The sequence below is a fragment of the Pandoraea sputorum genome, from assembly GCF_000814845.2.
Taxonomy (GTDB): Bacteria; Pseudomonadota; Gammaproteobacteria; order Burkholderiales; family Burkholderiaceae; genus Pandoraea; species Pandoraea sputorum.
The window spans coordinates 1,334,992-1,361,371 of sequence record NZ_CP010431.2 but is presented as its reverse complement, the minus strand read 5'-3'; the positions used below and the strand labels follow the sequence as shown (position 1 = coordinate 1,361,371).

Annotated in this window: 18 protein-coding genes; 9 read left to right on the top strand and 9 right to left on the bottom strand. The window is 63.2% G+C overall.

The window, feature by feature from the left end; all coding sequences use genetic code 11:
• Nucleotides 1-157: 157 nt before the first annotated feature.
• Both NA29_RS06160 and NA29_RS06150 read right to left on the bottom strand, forming a co-directional pair.
• On the bottom strand, nt 158-814 hold the full coding sequence (locus NA29_RS06160; protein WP_052252567.1) for a flavodoxin family protein: 657 nt from the start codon (nt 812-814) through the stop codon (nt 158-160).
• 492 nt (nt 815-1,306) lie between these two features.
• Complete coding sequence (locus NA29_RS06150) at nt 1,307-2,158, bottom strand: IclR family transcriptional regulator (protein WP_084103496.1); 852 nt, start codon at nt 2,156-2,158, stop codon at nt 1,307-1,309.
• A gap of 266 nt (nt 2,159-2,424) precedes the next feature.
• Between NA29_RS06150 and NA29_RS06145 the strand changes: the two genes are divergently transcribed.
• The 9 genes from NA29_RS06145 (at nt 2,425) to NA29_RS06105 (ending at nt 11,857) form a co-directional block, all read left to right on the top strand.
• On the top strand, nt 2,425-3,873 hold the full coding sequence (locus NA29_RS06145) for an NAD-dependent succinate-semialdehyde dehydrogenase (protein WP_039396824.1): 1,449 nt from the start codon (nt 2,425-2,427) through the stop codon (nt 3,871-3,873).
• 145 nt (nt 3,874-4,018) lie between these two features.
• On the top strand, nt 4,019-5,311 hold the full coding sequence (locus tag NA29_RS06140) for an ABC transporter substrate-binding protein (RefSeq protein WP_084103494.1): 1,293 nt from the start codon (nt 4,019-4,021) through the stop codon (nt 5,309-5,311).
• Between the two features lie 151 nt (nt 5,312-5,462).
• Nucleotides 5,463-6,359, top strand: coding sequence for a branched-chain amino acid ABC transporter permease (locus NA29_RS06135; RefSeq protein ID WP_039396822.1), 897 nt, complete (start codon nt 5,463-5,465; stop codon nt 6,357-6,359).
• The gene (locus NA29_RS06130) at nt 6,356-7,372 is read left to right on the top strand and encodes a branched-chain amino acid ABC transporter permease (protein ID WP_084103492.1); all 1,017 of its coding nucleotides are present in this window, start codon (nt 6,356-6,358) and stop codon (nt 7,370-7,372) included. Before NA29_RS06135 ends, NA29_RS06130 begins: the two co-directional genes overlap by 4 nt.
• Before the next feature lie 10 nt (nt 7,373-7,382).
• On the top strand, nt 7,383-8,147 hold the full coding sequence (locus NA29_RS06125; protein WP_039396821.1) for an ABC transporter ATP-binding protein: 765 nt from the start codon (nt 7,383-7,385) through the stop codon (nt 8,145-8,147).
• Nucleotides 8,140-8,781, top strand: coding sequence for an ATP-binding cassette domain-containing protein (locus NA29_RS06120; RefSeq protein ID WP_039396818.1), 642 nt, complete (start codon nt 8,140-8,142; stop codon nt 8,779-8,781). Before NA29_RS06125 ends, NA29_RS06120 begins: the two co-directional genes overlap by 8 nt.
• A 48-nt stretch (nt 8,782-8,829) precedes the next feature.
• Nucleotides 8,830-9,990 (top strand): iron-containing alcohol dehydrogenase, encoded by a 1,161-nt coding sequence (locus tag NA29_RS06115; RefSeq protein ID WP_039396815.1) that lies wholly within the window; start codon nt 8,830-8,832, stop codon nt 9,988-9,990.
• A 224-nt stretch (nt 9,991-10,214) separates the two neighbouring features.
• Nucleotides 10,215-10,595 (top strand): DUF1801 domain-containing protein, encoded by a 381-nt coding sequence (locus NA29_RS06110; protein WP_039396812.1) that lies wholly within the window; start codon nt 10,215-10,217, stop codon nt 10,593-10,595.
• 560 nt (nt 10,596-11,155) lie between these two features.
• The gene (locus NA29_RS06105; RefSeq protein ID WP_039402529.1) at nt 11,156-11,857 is read left to right on the top strand and encodes an autoinducer binding domain-containing protein; all 702 of its coding nucleotides are present in this window, start codon (nt 11,156-11,158) and stop codon (nt 11,855-11,857) included.
• On the opposite strand, the gene NA29_RS06100 is transcribed toward NA29_RS06105, so the two are convergent.
• The 7 genes from NA29_RS06100 to NA29_RS06070 all read right to left on the bottom strand — a co-directional run bounded on the left by NA29_RS06100 (nt 11,824) and on the right by NA29_RS06070 (nt 26,299).
• A complete protein-coding gene (locus NA29_RS06100; RefSeq protein ID WP_174555901.1) occupies nt 11,824-12,609 on the bottom strand; it encodes an acyl-homoserine-lactone synthase in 786 nt (261 codons plus the stop codon). The genes NA29_RS06105 and NA29_RS06100 overlap by 34 nt on opposite strands.
• Nucleotides 12,610-12,788: 179 nt before the next feature.
• Entirely contained in the window at nt 12,789-14,162 is a 1,374-nt protein-coding gene (locus NA29_RS06095) for a hypothetical protein (RefSeq protein ID WP_039396809.1), read from the bottom strand.
• Nucleotides 14,163-14,194: 32 nt separating this feature from the next.
• Nucleotides 14,195-15,568 (bottom strand): hypothetical protein, encoded by a 1,374-nt coding sequence (locus tag NA29_RS06090; RefSeq protein WP_039396806.1) that lies wholly within the window; start codon nt 15,566-15,568, stop codon nt 14,195-14,197.
• Nucleotides 15,569-15,784: 216 nt separating this feature from the next.
• A complete protein-coding gene (locus tag NA29_RS06085) occupies nt 15,785-17,401 on the bottom strand; it encodes an immunoglobulin-like domain-containing protein (protein ID WP_039396804.1) in 1,617 nt (538 codons plus the stop codon).
• A 139-nt stretch (nt 17,402-17,540) separates the two neighbouring features.
• Nucleotides 17,541-20,690, bottom strand: a complete 3,150-nt coding sequence (locus tag NA29_RS06080; protein ID WP_052252564.1) for an RCC1 domain-containing protein — start codon at nt 20,688-20,690, stop codon at nt 17,541-17,543.
• 47 nt (nt 20,691-20,737) lie between these two features.
• Entirely contained in the window at nt 20,738-21,235 is a 498-nt protein-coding gene (locus NA29_RS06075; RefSeq protein WP_039396801.1) for a hypothetical protein, read from the bottom strand.
• Nucleotides 21,236-21,313: 78 nt separating this feature from the next.
• The gene (locus NA29_RS06070) at nt 21,314-26,299 is read right to left on the bottom strand and encodes an RCC1 domain-containing protein (RefSeq protein WP_052252563.1); all 4,986 of its coding nucleotides are present in this window, start codon (nt 26,297-26,299) and stop codon (nt 21,314-21,316) included.
• Nucleotides 26,300-26,380 lie beyond the last annotated feature (81 nt).

Below are 26,380 nucleotides of genomic sequence, written 5' to 3'. Positions count from 1 at the left end.
CAAACGACAAACGGCACGTGAGTGCATTCACTCAACGTGCCGTTTGCTTTACGACTGACTTTGTCGCCACCTTCTCTGCGGCTGCTTTTACAACGATCCCTGCCGCGCAACGCTGCGCCTCACACCGGACTCACCGGTGCATCGCCACTGTGCGCCTTTACAGCCGACGCTCTGCCGCTTCCAGCGCACGACGCGCCAGGACTGCCGGTGACTCCAGCACTTCTCCCGCAAGACGCGCAACAAGCGAGGCCACGTTACGACCGTACTGCTTGCCAGCGATGACATCGGCCGGATCGAGCGCGTAGGCCGCGTCGACTTCGACGCCCGGGGCCGTGACCGCCGGGAAATCGCCAGCGAATCGGGTGGCCATCGATCCCGCCGAGCCGCGCATCTCGAAGTCGGCGTCGTCGGCCTGCGCATCGGCCCACACCATGCCGTGCTGTGCGGCCAGCGCGGCAAAGTAATCGAGCGTGTTGCGCTTGTCTTCGCTGGCGCGGCAGCTGAACGAGAATCCGCCCGCGACCTTGTTGCGCCAGCTGCGCGCACGCCACATTCCAGTGGTCGCGTCAGCGAAAGCCTTGAATGCGGCGGCAACGCCGCCCTGAAATGCCGGTGCACCGAAGATGATGGCGTCGGCGGCAGCCAGACGCGACAGCATCACTTCGTCGTGCCATTGATTGCCGATGAGCTGATGCGGCTCGATGCTGAACAGTTGTGCATGTGCGCCCGCGTCATTCACACCCTGGGCGACCGAATGGGCAATCATGGCGGTTGCGCCGCCCTGCGAGTAATACACGATTGCGATATTGGACATGGCGTAGTGCTTCCCTATTGGATGTCCGCCCCATGGCACCGCCGGGATCGCGCTTCCCTACGCTTCCTCTGGCTGTCTGGACATCAGTCAAGGCCAGATAATGCCAGTGATAACCCCTAGGGAATAGCCCGCATTCGCGGACATGACTGTTCCGCTAAAGATAACAATCGAACGAATGCAGGACGCTGTCACTTCGCGGGCGCGAAACTGACAGGAAAATGACACCGCGCTGACGACGCGCCGCCATGCGCGCCATCGGCCGAAAAGCCGCGCGCAGCAAGGCGCGACGAGCCGTTTGGCCGGACAGCCCCGACAGCCGGAGCCGAATGTTCATGGCCCCACCGACAGGAGGGGCAATTATAGGAAGATTCGAGGCGGCCGACAGCGCAGGGTGCGTCGGCAGACACCAAACAGTTCCCGCAAACCGCGTGAGTTCGACTCAACGACGCACGAACGTTCCGTGCGCGTATTTTCTTCGACGCCAATGCGGGTTCAGCGTCGCGACAGTGCCCCGGCGGATGCCCCAAGCCGCACCGACAACTGATCGGCCAGTTCGCGCATCTGGTGACCGATGCGCTGTCCGGTCTGCGCATCGATCTCATTCGTCAGGAAACTCACCGCCAACCCGGCCACCGCGCGCTCACCACTCGCGTCGAACACCGGCGCGCCGAAGCAGATCATGCCTTCGCGCATCTGTCCGTTGTCGATCGAATAGCCGTCACGACGCACCTGAGCCATCTCTTCGGCCAATGCGGGGTAGGTCCCGACGCTCGCACGCGTAAGCGGTGCGGGCCATGCACCCGCCAGCAGATCGGCCGCCTCGCCTGGCGGCAATGTCGAGAGCATGGCTTTGCCAGTCGCCGTATAGGGCGCGGGCAAGCGCATGCCGATACGGAACGTCACGCCCAGCGGACGGTTGCCGTTGTGGCACGCGAGATAGATCACTTCCGCGCCATCGAGCACGGAGAGCGTCACGGTTTCTTCCGAGAACGCGCGCGACGCCTCCCAGACCGCCCGGAACTCCTCGGTAATGTTGGTCTGCGAAAGGAACGCGTTCGCCCATCCCATCACATACGACCCCATCGTCATGCCGCCATTGGCATGACGCTTCACGAGACGCAGTTTGACCAGCGTGTCGCACAAGCCATGCAGCGTGCTCTTCGGCACCCCCGTCTCGCGCGCGAGATCGGCCAGCGCCACCGGTTCGGACGCCGCCGCAATCACATCGAGGACATGCACGGCCCGCACCACGGCAGGCGCCGTGGTCTTGAGCGGCTCGTCGGATTGGGCGGCGGCATTCGCCGCAGAAGCGTTGGCAGGCAGATCGAGTTTGCGCTTTGGCATGAATCGGGGATCTCGGGAATCTCGGGAAACGGCGTCGATTTTGTTGCGATGGATCGGTTGACGCGCCGGGTGACGACCGACACGCCGCCAGCATGGTACGGGCAAGTCATTCTCATTCTGGCCTAGGGAAAACCCCTTAGTTGCACCCAAAACGTTCAATACGTAGAATCATATTCAATACATAGAATACCGTTCAATAGATAGAACGGCAAGCAACAACCCGAGACACTGCCCATAGGAAACGCCGGTTCGCCCGGCCTACTGCCATGCAACTCAAAGACACCCATCTTTTCAAGACCCTTGCGTGGGTCGACGGTCAATGGATCTCGGCCGACAGCGGCAAGACGTTCGATGTGCTCGATCCGGCGACTGGCGAAGTGCTGGCCAAAGTGCCGGAGCTCGGCGCGGAGGAAACCACGCGCGCCGTGAGCGCTGCCGAGGCTGCCCAGAAGGCGTGGGCCGCCCGCACCGGCAAGGAGCGCGCCAACGTGCTGCGCCGCTGGTTCGATCTGATGATCGCGAACACCGACGACCTCGCGTACCTGATGACGCGCGAACAAGGCAAGCCGCTGGCCGAAGCCCGCGGCGAGATCGCGTACGCGGCCAGCTTCATCGAATGGTTCGCGGAAGAGGCCAAGCGTGTGGACGGCGACGTGCTCGCCACACCCGCCGCCGACAAACGTCTGGTCACCATCAAGCAACCGGTCGGTGTCTGTGCCGCCATCACGCCATGGAACTTCCCGGCCGCGATGATCACGCGCAAGGTCGCCCCTGCATTGGCGGCCGGCTGCGCCATCGTGGTCAAGCCGTCCGAACTCACCCCGCTGTCTGCCTTCGCACTGGCCGAACTGGCACATCGCGCGGGTATTCCCGGCGGCGTGTTCCAGGTCGTCACAGGCGACGCCCGCGCTGTGGGCGGCGTGCTGACGTCGCACCCGAGCGTGCGCAAGCTGTCGTTTACCGGCTCGACCGGCGTGGGCCGTCTGCTGATGGCGCAGTGCGCCCCCACGGTCAAACGTCTGTCGCTGGAGCTGGGCGGCAACGCGCCCTTCATCGTGTTCGACGATGCCGACATCGATGCCGCCGTCGAAGGCGCACTCGCCGCGAAGTACCGCAACGGCGGTCAGACCTGTGTCTGCGCGAACCGCTTCTACATTCAGGATGGCGTCTACGACGCGTTTGCCGAGAAGTTCGCCAGGCGCGTAGCTGAAATGAAGGTCGGCAACGGTCTGGAAGACGGCGTGGTCATCGGCCCGCTGATCGAAGGCAAAGCGGTCGACAAGGTCGTGACACTGGTCGAAGACGCGAAGTCGCGTGGCGGGCGCGTGCTCGTGGGTGGCGAAGCCCATGCACTGGGCGGCACTTACTACGCACCGACGGTGATCGCCGACGCCACGTCGCAAATGCGCATGGCCCGCGAAGAGATCTTCGGCCCGGTCGCCCCGCTCTTCCGCTTCACGCTCGACGCCGACGCCATCGCACTCGCAAACGACACCGAATTCGGCCTCGCCGCCTATTTGTATACGCGCGACATCGCCCGCGCCTGGCGCACGTCCGAAGCGCTCGAGTACGGCATGGTCGGCCTGAACACCGGCCTGATCTCCAACGAAGTCGCCCCGTTCGGCGGCATCAAGCAATCGGGCGTGGGCCGCGAAGGCTCGCGCTACGGCATCGAGGAATACCTCGAAATGAAGTACCTGTGCCTGCAAGTGTGAGGTAGGCGGCCTGCCGGGCAAGCCTTCGGCAACCCCCTGGCAGGCCCGGGCACCGCACCGGGGCATCAGACTCCGCACGTTCATAAATTGACATACGTCGACACCCGTCGACGTACGCGTCGCAACACCACCAAAGGAAACCAGTATGAAGCGCGTTATCCAGCGCGGCATGAAGCCGCTCGCTCTCGCACTTGCGGCCGGCGCCGCGATCGCCTCGGTTGCCACCACGGCGCACGCAGATGCCAAGCCGATCAAGATCGGCATCGTGACGTTCATGTCGGGTGCTGCCGCCGGTCCGTTCGGCGTGCCGGCCAAGAACGCCGCCGAAGTCACCGCTGCCGAGCTTAACGCTGGCAAGGTGCCTGCCCCGTATGCCACGAAGGGCTTCGGCGGTGCACCCATCGAACTCGTCTACATCGACGAAGCGGGCAGCACGAGCAAGCAGGTCAGCGAGTACCGCAACCTGTTGAACCAAGGCGTCGATTACGTCGTCGGCTACACCTCGTCGGGTAACTGCCTGGCCATCGCACCGGTGGCCGAAGAGATGAAGAAGGTCACGCTGTTCTTCGATTGCGGCACGCCGCGCGTGTTCGAAGACGCGAGCTTCAAGTACGTCTTCCGCCCGGTGGCCACGGCCACGATGGACAACGTGGGCGCTGCCCGCTACGTCGCCGAGCGCAAGCCGGATCTGCAAACGTACGCTGGCATCAACCAGAACTACGCCTGGGGTCAGGACGCCTGGGCCGACTTCGAAGGCACGCTCAAGTCGCTCAAGCCGAACGCCAAGTCGGTCAGCTCGCAAATGCCGCAACTGGGCGCAGGTCAGTACAACGCTGGCATTTCGAGCCTGCTCGCCGCCCACCCGGACGTGCTGCATTCGAGCTTCTGGGGCGGCGACCTCGAAGGTCTCGTCGTGCAGGCCGGTCCGCGCGACCTGTTCAAGAAGTCGCTCACGGTGCTCACCGCCGGTGAGACGGCCACGCACGGCAAGACGCGTCTGCCGGACGGCGTGATCATCGGCGCGCGCGGCATGTACGGCATGTTCGCGCCGGACAACGCACTGAACCGTTGGCTGCGCACTGCCTACAGCGCCAAGTTCAACGACACGCCGAGCTACCCGTCGTACAAGATGAACCAGAGCATCCTTGCGCTCAAGGCGGCTTACGAGAAGGCACAAGCCGCGAACGGCGGGAAGCAGCCCACGCCGGAGCAGGTCATCGCATCGTTCGAGCACCTCGCCTTCGAAGCACCGGCTGGCAAGATCGGCCTGACGCTGGGTAAAGGCCATCAGGCTGCACAAGGCACCGCATTCGGCATCGTGAAGAACGTGAACGGCAAGGTCACTGTGACCGACGTGAAGCAATACTCGATCGCCGAAGTGACGCCGCCTGAAGGCGTGAAGTCGGCCGACTGGATCAAGGGCGGCCTGAAGCACTAAGCCATCCCCCGGGCAGATAACACTTAAGCATCAAGTTCGGGAGGACGGGCAAGTCTCGTCCTCTCGTTCCCTCGCAATAAAGCGGTACCCGCAATGCGCGCGACGTGGTCATCGCGCCACTGACTGCATTGCGTTCCAAGGAGAATGCGAGATGTCGCAGATCTACGCCGTCCTGGTGGACGGGGTGATGTACGCCGCGTGGCTGTTCCTGGTTGCTCTGGGACTGACCCTCGTCTACGGCGTGCTCAAAATCTTGAACATGGCGCACGGCAGCCTGTACGCGCTGGGCGCGTATGCTGGCGTGACGTTGATCGGCCCGTGGGTTGCCCAGGGCGGCAATCTCTACGTGAGCTATCTGTTGCTCGTGCTGGCGGCCATCGTCGCGGGCGGAGCCATCGGCTTCATCATGGAGCGCGGCATTCTGAAGCGCTTCTACGGGCAAGACCCCGTGGTGCTGCTGCTCGTCACATATGCGCTCTTCCTCATCATGGAAGACGCCATCAAACTCGTCTGGGGCGTCGACCCGTACTCGGTCTCGGAGCCGTACAGCTTCCTCGGCAACTTCGACCTCGGGGATCTCTCGTACCCGAACTACAACTTCCTGATCGTGGGCGTGGCGCTCGTCGCAGGCATCGGCCTCACGGCGTTCCTGAAGTTCACCCGCAGCGGCCGTTTGCTGCGCGCAGTGATTCACGACCGTGAAGTCAGTCAGGCGATGGGCATTCGCGTGAGCCGCTATTTCGTGGTGACGTTCATGGCCGGTGCGGTCCTTGCGGCCATCGGTGGCGCCCTCACCGCACCGACGGTGTCGGTCGCGCCCGGCATGGGCGTGGAGATCGTAGTGCTTACGTTCGCCGTGGTCGTGATCGGCGGGCTGGGTTCGCTACCCGGCGCAGCATTCGGTGCGTTGCTCGTGGGGCTGGTGCGCGCGAGTGCCGTGCATTACTGGCCGCAAGGCGAACTGTTCTCCATTTATATCGTCATGGCGCTGGTGCTGGCTGTGCGTCCGAAAGGCATCTTCGCTCCGCTGGAGGCTCGCAAGATATGAGTTCCGCAATCTGCTCCCAACTGCGCGCGCCCGGCACGTGGCTCGCGGTGGTCGGTTTCGTTGTCATCGGCGCAGCAGGTCTCGCCCTGCCCCAATGGCAATTTCTGGTCTCCGTGGCGTTGTCGAAGGGCATCGTCGCACTGGGTCTGGCGCTGCTGCTGCGCACAGGTCTCGCGTCGTTCGGTCAGGCGTTGTTCTTCGCGGTCGGCGCGTATTGCGTGGGCCTCGGCATGAACTACTACGGCCTCACAGAACTGTTCGCGCTGCTCGCCGTGTCGATGATCGTGTCGGCCGTGCTGGCCTTAGTGCTCGGCTTTTTGCTGGCGCGCTATCGCGACATCTTCTTCGCGATGCTCACGCTGGCGTTGTCGATGATCTGCTACGGCCTGCTGCTCAATAACGTCGAACTCGGCGGCAGCGACGGCTTCAACGTGAACGCCCCCACCCTCGGCAGCAGTGCCGAGCCGTGGCAACTCACGGGCACGAACCTGTTCGCGGTGGGCTTCATCGCCGCCATCGTGTGCGTGATGGCTGTGGCTGTGTACATGCGCTCCACGCCGGGACGTCTCGGCCCCGCGATCAAGGACAACGAGATCCGCGTGGAGTATCTGGGCACTTCCGCGCGTCGCAACATTCATCTGACGTACGTGATCGCAGGCGCGCTCGCCGGTCTCGGTGGTGCGTTGCAGGCGTTCAACATCGGTCACATCGATCCGGACATGGCGTTCTGGACGACGTCAGGCGAATTCGTCTTTATCGCCGTGCTCTCGGGCACCCGCTTCGCCTTCTCGCCGTTCATCGGCGCGCTGTTGCTCGAAGTGGCGCGGGCGATGGCGTATCGCTACGCACCGAATACGTGGCAAATCGTGATGGGCGCGATCATGCTCGCCATCATCGCCTTCCTGCCGGGCGGTCTCACGAGTCTGGGCCTGGGACGTCGCAAGGCTTCCGCCTCACATCCCGTCACGCAGACAGCGACCGCGAAAGTCGGCGCTTCGACCGACGCAGCATAAGAGGCACGAGATGGCATCGACACACATCATTGAGGCTACGGGCCTGCACAAGACCTTCGGGAGCGTGACGCCCGCGAAGGACATCACCGTCAACATCGACGCACAGAGCGTGGTCGGTCTGATCGGCACGAACGGCGCGGGCAAGACGACGTTCGTCAACATGCTCACGGGCTACATCAAGCCGGATCGCGGCGAGATCATGTTCCGTGGCAAGCGCATCACGGGCCTCGCACCGCGCAAGATCACGCGCCTGGGCATTGCGCGTTCGTTCCAGATTCCGCAATTGTTCGGCTCGCAGACTGCGCGCGAGAACATTGAGATTGCGCTGGCGATCTCGGGTTTGTCGGCGGATCTGGCGAACGAGAGTCTGGCGCGTCTGGGCGTGCTGGAGTTTGCCGACATGATCTCCGGCACGTTGCCCGAAGGCGTGCGCAAGCTGCTCGACATCGCACTCGCGATGGTCTGCAAACCGGAAGTCCTGCTGCTTGATGAGCCGACGTCGGGCGTCGCAGCGGAAGAGAAATTCGACGTGATGAATCGCGTGCTGGATGCTGCGCGTGCGCTCGGCATTACGGTGCTGTTCGTGGAGCACGACATGGAAATCGTGCGCCGCTACAGCGACCGCGTGCTGGCGTTCTGCGACGGCCGCATTCTGGCGGACGGCACACCGGATGTGGTGCTGGCCGACCCGCAGGTGCGCGAGTTGATCATTGGCGAGACGGTGGCCGCAGCGCCGACGTCGGGAAATATGGCTGGCGAGGTAGCCCATGCTTGAAGTCGGAAATCTGAATGTGCGCTTCGGCGCAACGGACATTCTTCGGGGCGTGCAGTTCTCGGTACCGAAGGGCGCCATCGTCGGGCTGATTGGCCGCAACGGCGCGGGCAAGACGACGACGCTGCGCGCCATCATGGGGCTCGTGAAGGCGAACGGCGGCACGTTGACGTTCGATGGCGTCGATCTGGTCAAAGCGCCGTCGCACGAACGCACTGCACTGGGCATCGGTTATGCGCCGGAAGACCGCCGTCTGATCCCGGATATGACGGTTGAGGAAAACCTGTGCGTGCCTGCGTGGGCACTCAAGGCGAAGGATGTCCAGGCGCGCCTGGACAAGGTGTATCGCATCATTCCGGAAGCCCGCGAGTGGGCCCCGCGCCGTGCCTTGCAATTGTCGGGTGGCCAGCAGAAACTGGTGGCCGTCGGCCGCGCGCTGATGACGAGTTCGCGCCTGCTGATGCTCGACGAACCGTTCGAAGGCGTGGCCCCGGCGCTCTCGAAGCGCATTGCCGAAGTGATCGGCCAGATGCGCGGCGAAGGCCTCGCCGTCGTTCTCTCGGGCGCGGACTTGCAACACGCCGGTGCGGTGCTCGATAACGTCCACCGGATCGATCGCGGCCAGATGGTCGCGTAAGTCCCATCAAGTCTCACCAAGCCTCATTAGGAAAATAGGAAAGCGATCATGAACGCATTTCGTTTCCAGACGGTCCCCACCGTCGTCGTGGAATTCGGCGCAGCGCGCCGCCTGGGTGCGCTGCTGCGCGAGCAGTTTGCGTCAGCCAAACGCCTGTGCGTGGTCACGGACGGCTTTTTGCATAAGAGCGGTCTGCTCGCACCGGCGCTGGCCGATCTGACGAAGCACGACTGGCAGGTGTCGGTCATCGACGACGTGATCGCCGATCCGCCCGAGCACGTGGTGCTCGAAGCCGCAGAGCGTGCGCGCGCGGCAGACGCCGAAATCGTGCTCGGCCTGGGCGGTGGCTCGTCGATGGACGTGGCCAAGCTGCTCGCGGTACTGCTGCCGGGCACGCAATCGCTCAAGGACATGTACGGCGTGAAGAAGGTGACGGGCACGCGCCTGCCGCTGGTACAAATGCCGACGACCGCAGGCACTGGCTCGGAAGTCACGGCCGTGTCGATCGTGACGACGGGCGAGACGACGAAGATGGGTGTCGTCGCACCGCAACTCTTTGCCGACCTCGCGATTCTCGACGCGGAACTCACACTCGGCCTGCCGCGCGCAGCCACTGCCGCCACGGGTATCGACGCGATGGTGCACGCGATCGAAGCCTATACGTCGGCACACCTGAAAAATCCGGTCTCGGACATGCTCGCCGTGAAGGCCCTGGAATTGCTCTCGCGCAATCTCCTGCCCGCCTGCAACGATGGCGCAAACCGTGAAGCGCGCGAAGCCATGCTCGTCGGCGCGATGTTCGCCGGACAATCGTTCGCCAACTCGCCGGTGGCCGCCGTCCACGCCCTCGCCTACCCGATCGGTGGCATCTTCCACGTCGCCCACGGCCTGTCGAACGCGCTGGTGCTCTCGCACGTCATGCGCTTCAATGCACCCGCTGCCAGCAAGCTTTACGCAGAACTCGCCGACGTGATTCTTCCCGTGAAGGCAACCGGCAGCGATGAAGCCAAGACCGATGCCTTGATCCGGCACATCGAGTCGATGATCGTCGACACCGCCATTCCCCGCACGCTGCGCGAAGTGGGCGTCAAGCAGGACGACATCGCACGTATGGCCAGCGACGCCATGCTTCAGACCCGCCTTCTCGTCAATAACCCCCGCGAAGTCTCCGAAGCCGACGCCTTCGCGATTTACTCGGCAGCGTTCTGATTTTTTGCGCTGGCGATGCTTCGACTCCGGTCGTGCTAGCCAGCCGCCCCCCGACGGACCGGGGCTCCCTTCCGCCCCTCAGACATAAACTCAACTCGGTTCAGAAGGGAGCCCCGGTCCGTCTTCCCCCTTCTCTTCCCCCCAAACCTTTCGTTTTCCTGTTTTCGTTAGAATCGGGCGCTGTATCGCACACATCGCCCTTATCTCCCACGGAGACGCTCGACATGACGAAGGCCTTTCCCTCTCCCGACGAAGCCTCTGCACTTATCGACGCCCGCATCACTGAGCTCACAGACTGGCGCGGCGATATGCTCGCCCGCCTTCGCGCCATCGTGACCCGCGCAGCGCCCGATATCGTCGAGCAATGGAAGTGGCGCGTGCCCGTCTGGTCCTGTGACGGAATCCTATGCACCGGCGAAACCTATAAGGCCACCGTCAAACTGACCTTCCCCAAGGGCGCTTCGCTCCCCGACCCCACAGGTCTCTTCAACGCCAGCCTCGAAGGTAATACCCGCCGCGCCATCGATTTCCGTGAAGGCGCCGCCATCGACGAGAAAGCGTTGATCAATCTCATTCGCGAAGCAATCAAGGCGAATCGCCGTTAATACACGGCATATGAAGTCAGAAAATTTTTAATTTCGATTTGCACACCTCATCGGTGACGGTTACAATTCTTGATAATGATTCTCAAAAAAATAAAAAGCCAAAAACCTCAATAAAAAAGCGCGAAAAACGGAATCCGCCTCATACAAAATCTTCAATATTAGAATAGAAAAAACAACAAAAAAATATCTAGAAATTCGAGATGTCTCGTTTTCCTATATTTTCGATGCAGTCATTGAAATCCCGTTAACCCGTTGATATTCTTCAACGCATCGGTGTACGGAGCCAAGTTCATACATGTGACCAGAGCCATCCGACACCGGTACGTAGTGCTTTCGATTTATTGCATTTGCCACGGCGTGCGAGACGATTGCCAACGTAAGCGACACCATCTTTTTGCAGTGCCCTATTAAAAACTCCGACGCATCAGCATGACCCAGGGGCCGACATGGCGCAATTCTCCATGGTGGCGTCGTGCGCGCTTTCGGAATCGACGTCTTTAAAATGAGCAGTTGAACGCACAAGCATCCGACTTCCCCCTGGAGACATCATGTCTGCCTTGATGCATTTGCTCGAAGCAATGGATAAGGACTGCAACGGCATTACCGATGCGCAAACATTGTTTCAGCGCATCGATGCGTTCTCCAAACGGATTGGCTTCGAGTACACGTGTTACGGCTTTCGCAGCCATCACAGCGCAACGCAGTCGGAGCTGCATATCTTCGACACGTATCCGCCGGGTTGGATGGACTATTACGCAAAGCATAATTTCATCGAAGTCGACCCGACCGTGGTCGTGGGCCAGCACAGCGACCGCCTGGTGATCTGGCGCGATCCGTCGCTACCTCCGGCGAACGCTTTCTGGGAAGCCGCTTCGCGATTCGGACTCAATCATGGCGTCGCCCGATCTAGCTGGGGGCCGCACGGCGAATTCGGGCTGCTGAATTTCGGACGCACGCACCCCCCACTAGATGCCACTGAGATCGCTTCGTTGCGTGTGGGGATGGGGGCGATTGCAAACTATACGCACGAGGCAATGAGCCGCCTTCTGCGGCCGAAACGCCCCCCTTTCGACATCGACGCACTCTCTATGCGCGAACGTGAGGTGCTACTGTGGACCGCAGAGGGAAAGACGGCCGACGAGATCGGCCAAATCCTCGGTATTTCCGCACGAACGGTCAATTTTCACATCCGCAACTGTCTCGACAAAACGGGATGCCGCAACAAGGTTCAAAGTGCCATACGGCTTGTCATGTGGCGTTGACGCGGATCGGGTATCGACGCCGGGCTTTGCACCGGCAGCGTCGCATCGGCGGCAGGTGTTGTCGCGCATGTCAGGCCGAGCGCCGCGAGCGTGATCGCATCGACATCGATGCGATAGGCCGCCACCCACCGACCGTCGATGCGATGGCATTCCCCCAGCCGATGCGTTGGCACCCCCAATTGCACGAACAACCGCGCCAGACTGACATAGGTCACGCCGATAAGGCGTCTCGCCCCTAGCGCCAGGGCTGCGAACATCGCGGCACGTAACAGTTCGCGCGCCCCCTGAATCGCACTGTGCGACTGCGCAACCGGTAGCGACAATGCGAAACGCGACAACTCCCACACCGAGGGGCAAGCCGTGTCGTCGGGCGGAAACGGTTCGCTGAGCACATTGCTGGCGCTGGTGACCCGATTTGCGCCTCGTCCGTTGCTTGCAGGACGTCCGATCGACAGAGCTGCGGGCAGGTCGTCGACGAGATAGTGGAAATGGTCCTTCAACAGGAAACGGCGGGTCGCGGGCAACAGACGGGCACAGCCGACGATGTCCTCGCCCGGACCGCGCAACGTTATGTACACGGTTTCCTCGTGATCGTATTCGTCGGCCTCTTCGCCACGCGACGCGGCATCCCCAGCCCGCTGATCCGGCACGCGCCAACCGAGCCGCTCCACAAACACCCGGTGCCTGAAGCGCGCCAGTTCTGCGCGCATCGCTGGCATCATCTGGGCACCTGTGACAACATCCACTCGCATCGTATCTCTCCAATAAAAAATGATAGGAGAGCTCAGCGTATCGACTGGACCGATGAGCGAAAACTGTCAAGGTTGACAGTCGTGCGTTGAAAAATTTGGGAGATTAGCTTTCGAGAAACGGGCATTTCCCGGCATGTCGGCCCGGGTGCGTCGTTCTCGTTGCATCGCAGCACTTCGACTCAGTTTCCGACGGCCGTCGTGCTCATCGCCCCCGTTTGTTCTGCCGGTACGTATCGGAATATCGACCCCGGCACCATCGGCAGGCGCATGGCAACGACCGGCATGAAGTGTCCGGTTCTCCCCATGTAGTCCTGCTGAATGGACTGCGCGTTTCTGCGCGTTGCGTCGAACTGATAGAAGAAGGCCTGCAAGGGCAGATCGTTGGGAATGTCCAGCGGCCACGCAGCAAGAATGATCTCGTTGTGCGCGCCGCGAGCCGATTGCCGGGAATTAACGAACGCCTGAAACCCTGCGACGCTCGCAGGCATGGCCCCCGGTCTCGAGCACCGCCCCGGCGTGCCCGCAGTCCCGGCATCGTACGTGTAGGCGCATCGCCATTGCGGGGTGTATGTCGACGGATATCGCAGTTCGTGCAGCAACATCCCCGCATCGGTGTACAGCGCGTTCGTCATGTTCATGTCCCGGCGTGCGTACGACCAGGACAGCGCACCGTCTCTGGCGCCTTGCGCACTCGGATTCCATGCCCGGGACCCGGGACTGTATCCCGTCACGCGGAACAACACGCCGGAGCACTGATAGCCGGGCGTGTTACCCGGACACACCATGCGGGTGTCGGCATACCGCGCTTCCAGATCCCTCACGACCGTAAAGCCCCACATCAGTTGGTCCCGCTCATCGAAGCCGAACGCGGTACCGTCGCCGCCAGTGAGCGACGCACGCAGAATCGGCACCCATTGCCCGGTCGCGGCGAAGTAATCGTTCTGATACCGCAGCGCCTGCATGAGCTGGCCGCCCGCGCTGACGTCGTAGTAAATCGCCTCCACGTCCAGCGCAGCCGGTGTGTTGACGTTCCACAAACTCACGCCCACGGCGTTCGGGCTGCGCGCACACGCCGCGCACGTGGGCAATGTCTGGCCGTACGGCGGGCATCCGCACATGAGCGAATATGGCTTTTCGTTGCCTGCCGCGCTCGGCCGGTCCGCCAGCACGAAACCCACCGAGCCGGGCGGGCGCGCCGCCGGTGTGTCCCGACGCACGTACGTGATTTCGGCGTACCCCGCCGCCGTCTCAGCAGGACTCTGACGCCAAAACGTAGTGCCCACCCCGTTCGGCGGTGGCACGCGCAGTAGCACCCCGGAGCACTCGTAGGTCGAACTCGCCACAAAGCATCGGGGCACCGTTTTCGCGTATCGCATGTTGATGAGTCGGGCGGTGTCGGCACCGCTCATTTGTGCCGCCTCGGCGGCATCGATTGCGACGGTGTCGCTGAGTGTGCCGGTATCGTCGGGCGCCAGCGCATGAGCCGCGCCCACGAAAAGCCATAACGTCAGCACGTAACCGACCCTCGTCAACCACTGGAATATGTGCGCCATGACGAACCTCCCTACGAAAGTCCTGTGAGAACTCAATTTCCGATAGCCGTCGTGCTCGTCGCCCCCGTTTGTTCTGCGGGAACGAATCGGAAAATCGCGCCCGGCGCCATCGTTAGACGTACGGAGAGGACCGGCATGAAGTGCCCGGTCGTCCCCATGTAATCCTGCTGAATGGACTGAGCGCCGCTGCGAGAGGTGTCGACCGTATAGAAGATGCCCTGCAAAGGGAGATCGTCAGGAATGTTTTGCGGCCATGCGGGAAGAATGATTTCGTTGTGCGGGCCGCGAATAGATTGCCGGGCAGTCACAAACGCCTGGAATCCGGCGGCGGTCGCAGGCAGAGCGCCCGGACGCGTGCACCGCCCCGGCGTGCCCGAAGTGCTCCCGTTCACCGCGTAAGCGCATCGCCATTGCGGCATGTATGCCGACGGATATTGCAGTTCATGCAACAGGAGCCCCGGCCCGGTGCCCGCCGTAGCCGTCATGTTCATATCTCGGCGTACGTACGACCAGGACACAGCACCGTCTCTGACGGCCGCCGGACTCGGATTCCATGACCTGAATGTGGGACCTGATCCCGTCACACGAATCAACACGCCGGAGCACTGATAGCCCGGTGTGTTGCCCGGACACACCATGCGGGTGTCGGCATACCGCGCTTCCAGATCCCTCACGACAGTAAAGCCCCACATCAATTGGTCCCGCTCATCGAAGCCGAATGCGGTGCCATCGCCGCCAGTGAGCGACGCACGCAGAATCGGCACCCATTGCCCGGTCGCGGCGAAGTAATCGTTCTGATACCGCAGCGCCTGCATGAGCTGGCCGCCCGCGCTGACGTCGTAGTAAATCGCCTCCACGTCGAGCGCAGCCGGTGTGTTGACGTTCCACAAACTCACGCCCACGGCGTTCGGGCTGCGCGCACACGCCGCGCACGTGGGCAATGTCTGGCCGTACGGCGGGCATCCGCACATGAGCGAATATGGCTTTTCGTTGCCTGCCGCGCTCGGCCGGTCCGCCAGCACGAAACCCACCGAGCCGGGCGGGCGCGCCGCCGGTGTGTCCCGACGCACGTACGTAATTTCGGCGTACCCCGCCGCCGTCTCCGCAGGACTCTGACGCCAGAACGTACTGCCCACCCCGTTCGGCGGTGGCACGCGCAGTAGCACCCCGGAGCACTCGTAGGTCGAACTCGCCACAAAGCATCGGGGCACCGTTTTCGCGTATCGCATGTTGATGAGCCGGGCGGTGTCGGCACCGCTCATTTGTGCCGCCTCGGCGGCATCGATTGCGACGGTGTCGCTGAGTGTGCCGGTATCGTCGGGCGCAAGCGCATGAGCCGCGCCCGCGACAAGCCATAACGTCAGCACATAACCGACCCTCGTCAGCCATCGGAATAAGCGCGTCATGAGGAACCTCCATACGAAAGCCCTGTGTGGCAACGGCGCGAATTCGGTATGAATTCTGCGCGTGAACCGGTCCACCCGGCGCGCGCGAACGCGCGCCGGGGGCATGGCCGCACCACCGGGCGGTCCAACCCATCGGGAATTTCAGACAGGAATCGAAGCGATGTCAGGCAAGCGTCTTAAGGGCACGATTGCGTGTCGCGTGGGCAATGCGGGACGTCACGGGGGTGTGATGCCCACCACCTGGAGTCGATCCGTCAGGCGGCGGCCGCCCACATTTCTCTCCTCGGACCCGCCGCTCAGGTCGTACGTCACTGCGGTCGCCGCGTCCAACGGTGTACTCGTCCAAAAGTGGTAACTGAGCCACCCCATATGACGACCCACCGGCCCGCTGCTGGGGAAATAAGTTCGCCAGAACGCCTGAACTTCGTCCACGCTCGGCAACACCAGCCCCGCAGCGGTACATGCGGTGCGTGCGCCCGATTGGGTCGCATTACCGCTGACGAAAAACATCCGTCGTGCGCCGCGCACCGTCAGGGTGAAACTGCGCGATTGGCCGAGGCGGTCCGTCGCGGTAATCCTCGTCGTACCGTTGCCGGTTGCCGTCACGCGCCCGTTGGCATCGATCTGCGCCACAGTGGTGTCATCCGAGCGATACGTGTAGGGTGCCGTGCCGAATCTCGCCTCGCGTGTGAGCATGGCGAAATCGGGGGGCGCAAGCGGCGGCCTCTCGCCGATGACATACCCATGTACGGCCAGATCGATCGTCGCGGGCGCATCGAAGGGCGCGCCCACATACAACAGATAGGCCGCCGAGCGCACGGGCATCGCGGTGCCGCGCACTACGGCGTATGCAATCGACGCCGACCGATCGACGTTCTGGTCGACGTGAATGCGCGGGACTTCGAAGACAATGTCATCCTGAGGTGTCGCCCCCACCGTACTGCGGGCCACGAACGGGGCCGGTGCGCCGCTGGCGTTGGTCCAGGTAAGCTCCACCACATCGCCGGTTGCAATGCCCGGATAAGGCCTGACCCGCACTTGCACCGTAGGGGTATTGAGCGTGACAGGATCGATCGCCTGAGACTGGGCTTGCGGCACTTCGACGGCGGGCAGCGCACCAACAGGTTCCAGCACCCGTATCCGCGAATCGTTCGAGTGAATGAGCGTGCCGTTCGCCAGCATGACCTGCGTTTTCACCACCACTTCGCGTCCCGAGATGCTGGCCAGCACCTCGCGAGGAATGGTGAAACGCACCGGCTGGTTGACGTCGGTGGGCAGCTCGATGCGTTTCGCGTCTTCCCACCTGGCGTTATCGACGTTGATGAAAACGACATCGAAGCGCGCCATTCCCGCATAGGGCCGGATCGTCGCCGATGCACCTTGTGCAGGGACGCTCTCCAGATTCAACACGCCGCCCACAACGCCGTCGATGACTGGCGGATCGACGAGTCCCGGCTCCGGCGCAGGCTCACCGATCTGCAGGGTGAGCGTGCGGGACGTGTCGGTCACCCCGTTGCGGCGTGTCACGGTATAGGTCGCGCTGACCGTCCCTCCCTCGCCCGCAAGGATGACGGTGCCCGGCACGGAAAAACGCTGCACTCGCGTCACGGCAGACGCGCTCACCCGTAGCGCATCTGAAAAGCTTGCGGCTGCCGAGCGGCCTCGCCAATTCACGGTGACGAGGTCGTCCAGCGCCTTGCCCGTGTACACGGGAATTTCCACTGTTGCCGGGTCCGTCGCAGGGTCGAGCTTGTTACCGTTAGCTTCGGTAACTCTCGGCGCTTCAAGGACTGCCGCAGCGGCTGCCAATACCGATACGTCGTCGCGATCCATGATCGTGCTCCACTCAAAAATGATGGCCGGGGAAGTGCCTCGCGTCGCGCCCGGTCGAGACTACGCCTGCGTGCCCGCCGCCCACACGCAGGGACACGCTGTCGGTGTTGCGCTCATCGATGATGACGCTCCTTGTCGATCAGGACGCCACGACGATCCGGCCACGCGAGGCTGCCGTGGCGAGATACGTGAGGTTCGTGCCGAGAAACTGTTGAACAGCGGCGCTGTTACCGCCCGCAGCGGCCAGGCCCCAGGTCACGATGCCGCCGTGTTCCAACACAGCCACGAAACACTGGGGGCCTGCGTACACCGCGACAACGTTTCTCAACTGTCCTGCGACCGGTGCCGTATTTCCGCCATCGTTCTGATTCCCCCAAGCCACGACCGTACCGTCCTGACACAAAGCAGCGAACGCAGAATTCGTGGCTGCCACCTGCACGATGTCGTTGCGACGTGCAATGTCGGCGGGTACGACTGCCCCGTATGATGTGTGCCCCCAAGCCACTACCGAGCCATTGCTGCGACGCGCGCAAACTGCGGCCTGCGTCGCGGTCGTCTCCTCAATATCGGTAAAGCTTGCAATATCATCCGGCACCTTGCCGCCGTAATCGGCATGCCCCCACGCCACAACCTCCTTGTTCGCCGTGATGGCGGTAAACGCGTGCGCCGACGCCGCTCCGGGCACGACGATATCGAAACGCGACGCAATATTGGGCGGCACGAGTCCGCCGTGCGAATGGTCGCCCCACGCCACGACGGTGCCGTTACGGCGATAGGCCACGAAGGCGTACCAGGTGCCGCGCACGCCGAGAATGTCGGTGAAGTTGAGAATGTCCTTCCCCGGATTGGCGCCGTACGAAGCGTGCCCCCAGCAGGTCACATTCCCGCCTGCCCGCACACACGCGAACGCGCCGGCGGTGGTGGAATAGACCATGCGCCCGTCGGTGACCGCCTTGGCCTCTGCACTGAGTTGTCCGCCGTAGCTCGGATGTCCCCATGCCGCCAATTGACCGTTGTTGCGCACAAGGGCAAAGGCGAATTGGGTGCCCACGATCCGTCTGGCATCCGTCACCGAGAAATCCGCCGGAAGCACACCGCCGTAGGACGCATGGCCCCATACCGCGATGCGACCGTTAAGCCGACGCAGCGCAAAGGCATAGTTCGTCGAAGCGACATCGATCACGTCGTCAAGCGTGTACAGCGTCGATGGCATCGCCCCCGTGACGGCGGGCGCGTTAGCGCCCCAGCTCACAACACTTCCGCGGTTGGTCAAGGCCATCATTTGACCCTGGGCGTTACCCCCAATGCCGATCCTGAAAATGTTGACCGGGTTCAACGTCACAACATCGTCCTGCGTGCTGACCTGAAGCGTCATCCACGGACGCCGGTCCCGGAAGGTCGTGGCGAGTGTCACCTCGCTCTCATCGTCGTATTTCCACAGCGCCTTCACCGGCTGACGCGTGGCACGCACGAAGCTGCTCATGAATTGCGCCGTACGGGACGCGAGAGGATCGCCGAACAAGTTGCGCGCCCCCATTACCAGCAACTGCCCCTTGCCCGGTACCGCCACGACATCGAAGCGCGCAGGCGGCGCCACCTCTTGCGCTCCGCCATTCGCGCGCTTGAGCGAGTACTCCAGTGAGATGGTTCGTCCGATATTGGCTTGCGCCACACTCTTGGGCAGCACTACGATCAACTCACCCCCGGCTTGCGTCTGCGTCACCTTGGCCGTCTGCGTCATCGTGCCCCCGCCCGGCGCACCTCGCAGCGTCACCGTCACCTCGTCGTTCAGTCGCAACTTCGCCGTGGCCGGAATGCGCACATGCACCCCGTTCGGACAGTCGTCCGGATTCAGACGGTCGTTTATCGCCTGGACGATTTCCGCCGCCGGAGTCACCGCATTGCGAACCACCAACTCCGTCACTTCCCCGGTAAAGACCACCGCCGCACCGCGCGTGATGTCGTAACTCACATCCGCCATCTTCTCGCCACCGGCCCTCACCCGCGAGTAGGGCACCGTAAAGCGGATGTCCTGCCCCACGTCCGTCGCTTTGACGATATACGGATTGCTCGTGTAATCGCCCTCGTCGACCTCGCTGTCCCAGTACAGCGTAATCACATCACCCTGACGTATGCCCGCGTTGGCTGGCACCGTCACGACTACGCCTGTCGCCGGGTCCACGTCGCGAATATCCAGTTGCCCGTTCGCCGACGACGGCACCACCGGCGCGGCCACCGCAGCCGACTCGCGTTTGACGTCCAGCACCAGCGCTTTTGACGGTTGCCACGACCCGTCCGGCATTTCCTTCGAGTACGACAGCGTGACTTTTTGCCCGATGAACGGTGTGATCTTGTTCACCGGAATGCGCAGCGGATACGGCGCGTTCAGGTACTTTTCCGAGATGTCCAGATACCACTCCGCGCCTGCTGGCGGACCACCGGCCCACACCACGTGCACGTAGTCGCCATCGGCAATGCCCGCGTACGGGCCGATGAGCGCCGTCACCCCCGTGGGCGCCAGATCCGGGTTCAGAACGCTGCCGGTCGCTTCGCTGATCACCGGCACGGCCAGCAGGTTCGGATCCTCCACCTCGCCGACCTTCACACCCAGCACCTCCGAGGGGATCGGCGTGACGACACCCGTGCGCATCACCTCGTAGGCCACCGGCATCTTCCGGTTCTTGAACGGCACGATGGCGTTTGGCGGCACCGAGAATGTCACCGCTCGCACCGCGCGTACTTTGATCTTGTCGGTGTAAAACGTCGATTCGCCCGGCGTGCCTATCAGCAGACGGATCTCGTCATTGATCGCCATGCCCGCGTAGATCGGAATTCGCACAGAGATACCGTAGTCGAGAAATTCGACGTCCAGCTGATCTCCCGTCGCCTCCACCACCACCGGCGCGATAAGCTTGGTCACCGCCCGAACCCCGATGAACAGCGGCAACGACGCAGACGTCAGATCGTCCCCTTCGAACGGCGACACCACATAATCGACGCCGATCGTCTTGTTCAGCGCTGCGGTCATGGTCGCCTTGGGCACCGTAATCACGAGGTCCGTACCGACCTTGGTGTCCGAGACGTCGTACTCACCGACCTGCGTGCGCACGCCATCGACCGTGAAGAACAACTGGACGTAGTCGCCGTCGGCCATCGTCGGATAGCTCTTGACCGTGAAGGTCGCACCGCGCGCCGACAAGTCCGGCGGATTGACCGCCCCGTTCTTTGCTTCGTTGCTAACCGGCGCCGCAAGGGTTGCCGCCGCAGCGACCAGAGTGCCTTCCGCCATGATTCCCTCCTGCCATTTTCGAATGTCAGCGAATGACGCGATCAGACTTAGCTCTGCCAACGCGTGCGATTTCGGAAGTCCTTCTTTTCGCCGCGCACGCGCGGTTCGGCGTCTTCATCGGTACTTCGGCGTCGACGCCCGGCCCCACCAACCGGGAACGCTTCGACGTTCAACGAGACCGCCGTAGAAGCTTCGCCGACGCCGCTACCGACACGCTGCAACACATAGTCCACGGTCACGTTACGGGCCGCCAATGTCTTGAGTCTGGGCCACGGCACCCACATCTCGAGGTCCTTTCCGACCCAATTCGAAGTCACATCGAAGTCGATGGCGCCCGCCCCAGAAGCGCCACCATCGAAACGCAGCGACACGTAATCGCCTTCGCGCATGCCGGGGTACGCGGCGACCGAAAAGCAGGCGCCGCGCATGCCCAGTTCACCTAGCGCAAGCGTGCCGTTCACTGCGTCGTTGCACATCGGCGGGGGCAGCGGCGCACCGCCTGCGCCAGCGCCTGCCGGGTCAACACTGCTCTTGCCATCGTCCATGATCGATCTCCCGAAGCGTTTTCTCTGAGCGGCGGCGAGTCCACACGATCCGCATGGACCGCGCCGGCGCAGCGTAGGTCATACGGTTGCCGCCATCGCGGCCTTTCCTTGCGGGGTCGCCAATGACAATCCCCCAGCAGTCGCCTGATAGAAGAAGTTCGTATCGAGATTCGCGCGGATCGCAGCCGGAATGGTTGCACCGCCGTTCGCCACGCCCCAGGTCACGACGCCGCCCGTCGCTCTGACCGCACAGAAAGCTTCTGTGCTGGAATAGAGCGCCACGATGTCCGTCAACTGACCCGCGACCGGCGCGGCGTTACCGCCTTGCGACGTATTCCCCCAGGCGACCACGGTGCCGCTACGCGTGAGCGCGGCGAAGGCACCCGCCGTACTGGCGACGTGCACGATGTCGCGGCGGCGCGCGATCGCTTCCGGCACATTCGCGCCACGGTTGACGTCGCCCCAGCAAACGACAGCACCGTTGCTGAGCCGGGCAGCGAACGCGCCCCACGTCGCCGTCACCTCTTCGACATTGGTCAGATTGGTCACACTGGTGTCAGGCGTGCCGCCGTATGCGCCCAGGCCGAACGCGAGTACTCCGCCCGCTCGGGTGCGCACCGCAAAGGCGCGCGCCGTGGCGCTGGCCAGTTCCACAATGTCGAACCGACCGGCGATCTGCCTGCCATCGTTGACGCCCGCGCCCCATGCCACGACCGAGCCGTTCGCGCGCAAGGCGCAGAACGCCGTGAAATTTCCGCGTACGTCGATGATGTCGTTCAGACCGGTAATCGCCAGACTGGGGTTGCCGCCGTTGGCTTGCTCGCCCCAGGCAACGACCGTGCGGCGGCTGGTCAGGGCACAGAACGCGTTGCCTGCGACAGCCACCGATCTGACGTCTCTCAGATTGCTTGCGGCCGTCGAGAGCGTTGCGCCCGCTGCGGCGGTGCCCCATGCGCTCAAGTAACCCTGCCCGCGCACGACGACGAATGCCCGGCTGTTGCCGTGAATACGCACCGCATCGTTGACACTCGCGAAGAGGGTGCTCGCCCCGCCTTCGGCGCTATTGCCCCAAGCAGCGATCTGTCCACCCGCGCGACGGATGGCGAACGCACTGCGTGTTGCCGACACCTCCACGATGTCGTCCAGCGTGAGATAGGTCGTCGGCCGCACCACGCCGCCGTGCGCGTCGGCTCCCCAGGCATCGATGTTCCTGCGAGCGAAGATCGCGCTCAGCGCCGCCACACCGCTCGCGGTCACGCTGTCGGAGCCGTTACCGAAGAGATTCACCGGATTGATCGTGACCTGATTTGTGCTTGAGCGCACCCGCAGCGGCATCCACGGGCGCGTGTCCTTGAACGAAACGGCGGAGGTCCAGGCTTGCTCATCCGAATACCGCCATTCGGCCAACATGTCGTTGCGCGTCGTGCGATCGAGGGCGCGCAGGTACTGCGGCATTGACGACGACCGGTAGGACGTACCGTTGTTACGTGCGCCGACCACGCGCAGATCGCCGACGCCCAGCTCACGCCTCACGTCGTACACGTTTGGTCCGGAATTCTCGACGAGAGTGCTGCCCTGACGCGTCACCGAATAGCTCAGTGTCATGGGCGCGCCGCCATTGTTCGCGTCGATCACGCTCTTCGGCACGACAATGTCGATATGCGAACCTTCCTGTGACGCCAGCACCACGTGAGAGAACGTCCCGGAACCCGCCCCGGCCGCCCCGACCACCCGCAATTCGATCCGATCGTTGGCCCGGAATATCCCTGTCGCCGCGAGCCGCACGGTGGCGCCCGTGGCTGGCACGGCGGTAGGATCCAGGACCTGCCCGATGGCCTGCACGATGACGGGCAAGGGCAGCGCCGAACGACGGACGACAAACTCCAGACGCGCGCTCGTCGCGATGACCGCATTCAGACGCACCACTTCGTACCAGACGGAGACATTGCCCCCCGTGCCCGCCTGAACCTTGTCGGCGCCGATGGTGAATGAAATCGGATTCTGCGTGCTGCCGACCGTCGCAGACCGCTCGTCGCTGCCCGCTGCAATCGAGTTTTCCCAATGCAGGCGGATGGTGTCGCCCTGGCGCATGACGTTGCTGAAGTCGACCAGCACCTGCGCGCCCTGAAGCACCTCGCGCGGGTCCAGCACGCCGTTCTGCACGGACGGCACGCGCGGTGCACCGATCTGAAGCGACTGACGACGCACCGTCAGCGTCAGCGGATCGGACACGCGGCGGGGCGGCCGGACGCCGTCGACGCTGTATTGCAGCGTGACGTCTCGCCCTTCGAACGGTGTGATGTTGGCAATCGGGATCGGCCGCGTGATGGGCCGCCCGACCATGGCAGCCGACACGTCGATCTCCCACTCCAACCCACCGCTGCCCGGCCCGCCGCCCCACGTCATGACGATGAAGTCGCCGCTGGCCATGCCGGGGTAAGCCGGAATCGTGGCGGTCGCACTTGTGGTGAGCTTCGAGGGATCGAGCACGGTGCCGTCGGCTTCCGGCACCGAGGGTGCAGGCAGTGCGGGCTGCTCGTTCATGCCGATGCGCAACTGGAGCACCTCGGAACGGAATCGCACCACCCCGCCGCGCTGAACTTCGTACCAGACCGGTACGGTGCGATTGATCCATGGCGCGACCGTGGCGGCATTGAGCAGGAAGTGATAATCGCGTACGGTGCTCACCGTGATGCTATCGGTGTAGAAGCCGACGTCACCCGGATTGCCCCAATGCATGATGAGGCGATCGCCGCGCATCATATCTGCGTAGCGCAGTACGATGGTTTCCGCGCCAAGGGCGGCCAGTGCAGGATCGAGAAAGTCGCCGACCGCATCCACAACGCGCGGCGCCGGCCACCGGCGCTCGGTGCGCACGACAACCGTGAAGTCCTCCGAATCCTGGCGGGTACCGTCAAGGCGATTGACGGTGTAGTTCACGATGACCGAGCTGTCCTGGAAGAAGTCCACCCGGCTCCTGTCCACGCGCATCGTGATATCCAGGTTCTCGATGTTCGTGGTGATATCGATCGTGCGAATCTGCTCGCCGCCACCGGTGCCCTCCCCCCATCGCACAGTCACGCGGTCGCCGTTGCGCATGCCGGGATACGGTTTGACGCGTACCGTGACGAAGCTGCCCGTGAGCGCTTCGGGGTCCAGTACGCCCATCGGCGCTTCGTCGACCAGCGGCGGGGGCAAGCCCGGCTGCGGTGCAGCCAGTACGGTAAAACGATTGATGCTCGACTCCTGCGGCGTGGCCTGACCGGCGCGCGTCACGCGGTAATGCGCGTCGACCGAAGCGAGCCCGGCCGAATTCGCATCGACGACCGAACGGGGAACGGTCACCGTGACGGCCCGGCTGGGGTCGGTGACGACGACGCGCCCGCGCGTGGTACCCGCGGCGGTCGGACCGTCCCAGAACCACTCGATCACGTCGCCTGCGCTCATTAACGTGTAGGGCAGCACGCTCAACTCGACGCCTTGAGACGGATTCGCCGGCGGCGTCAGTTGTCCATTGGTTACACCCGCCACTTCGGGGCGTCGCAGCAGATTCGCGCCGACCACGTTGAGCGCGAGGACATCCGACACGCGCGTGAGTCTGTCGCCCGAACTCGGCGTCACCGTGTAGAACACGTTCACCGTGCCGCCCAACAGCGTATCGACATAGAGCGGCGGCACCAGGAAGTCCACCCGCCGCTGAAGATCGGCCGCCGTCAGCGTCTTGCACGACGTGTAGACCATCGGCGTGCCGTTCGCACGGGTGCCTTCCCAACGCAATGACACGAGATCCCCTTCGCTCATTCCCGCGTAGGGGTCGATCTCCACGTTGGCGCCGTTGGGCGTGTTGATGGGATCGAGTTGCCGGTTGGCTGTTGCCTCGCGAACGCGCGGCGCTGCCAACCCGCCCCGCTCACCGAGTACGCGCAAGGACAGCCGCCGCGAACGCCCCTTCTCCGTCGTTCCGTTACGTACGAAGTAGTAGACCGACGCGGTGCCCGGCGTTACGGTGCGCACAACGGCATTGGGCAGCTTGGTCGTGATGAGCGCACCCGCTGCGGTCACGCGCGCCGTCATTTCATGACGAACCGTAACGCCGTCGCCGGAGAGTCCTTCGAAGACCACGAGCACTGTGTCGCCGATGGCCATCGGCGGACTCAGATAAACCACGACGACATCCGCATCCCGGCCACTGAGCGCGGCATAGTCGAGATCGCCGCTGGGCGCCTGAAGGATGTACGGCACGGCCAGTGTCGCGCCGCTCGCTTCGACATTGACAAACGACGCCGGTGAGTTATACGACCACTCGCTCACCACGTCGTCGATGTCGTACGTGACCATCAGATTCTCGCTATCCCCGCCAGCAAGGATCGTGTTCTTGTCAATGACGACCGTGACCGGTTTGCCGACTTCCGCTTGCGTGAGCGGCGGGTGGCGCACCGACTCGATGCCCCAGCGAATGCGCAGCCGATCGCCTACGGCCATGTTCACCCAGGGGGGCACAGTGACAGGCACGCCGACTTCAGCTTCCGGTACGCCGATGATGCCCGGCGGAATGGTCGGCGCGGCGAGGTTCTCGTTGGTATAAGGCGTATCGACCGGGTTCGGATCGCGACCGCCCGGCAGCGTCATCTTCACGCGCACCAGCGCGTCCGGGGAACGCTGCACATCGCCAGTGAAAGCAGACGTCAGCGTGAACCAAACCGGAATCAGGCCGTCGCCGATACGTTGAATCAAGGTCACGTCGATCTCGAGCGTGATGGGCAGGTTCCTGTCTTCCTGCGCCATCGTGTGCACGGCCGCTGCGAACTGGTCCGTGCCCCAGAACACCCTGAAGACGTCGCCAATTTCGAAAAGCACATTCGGCGCAATGGTTACGAGGAGCTTTGCATCGGGCTGCTGAACATCGCGAAAGCCGACGCCGCCGTATGCCAGAACCACCGGCACGATAATCGATTGAAGGTCGGTATTAATCGAAATGAGATCGCGCTGCACAGGCGCAAAGACAAGGGCGTCGCTTGCCGATGTCTCGGGTTGCAGCGCGGAAAGAACGTCAGTCGTCGGCATGGTTCGTCTCCGCAGGAATTCGATGAGTCGTCGAATGCCCGGGAGCGACTACAGCGCACCCGGCACTCCGGAGCTCCATCA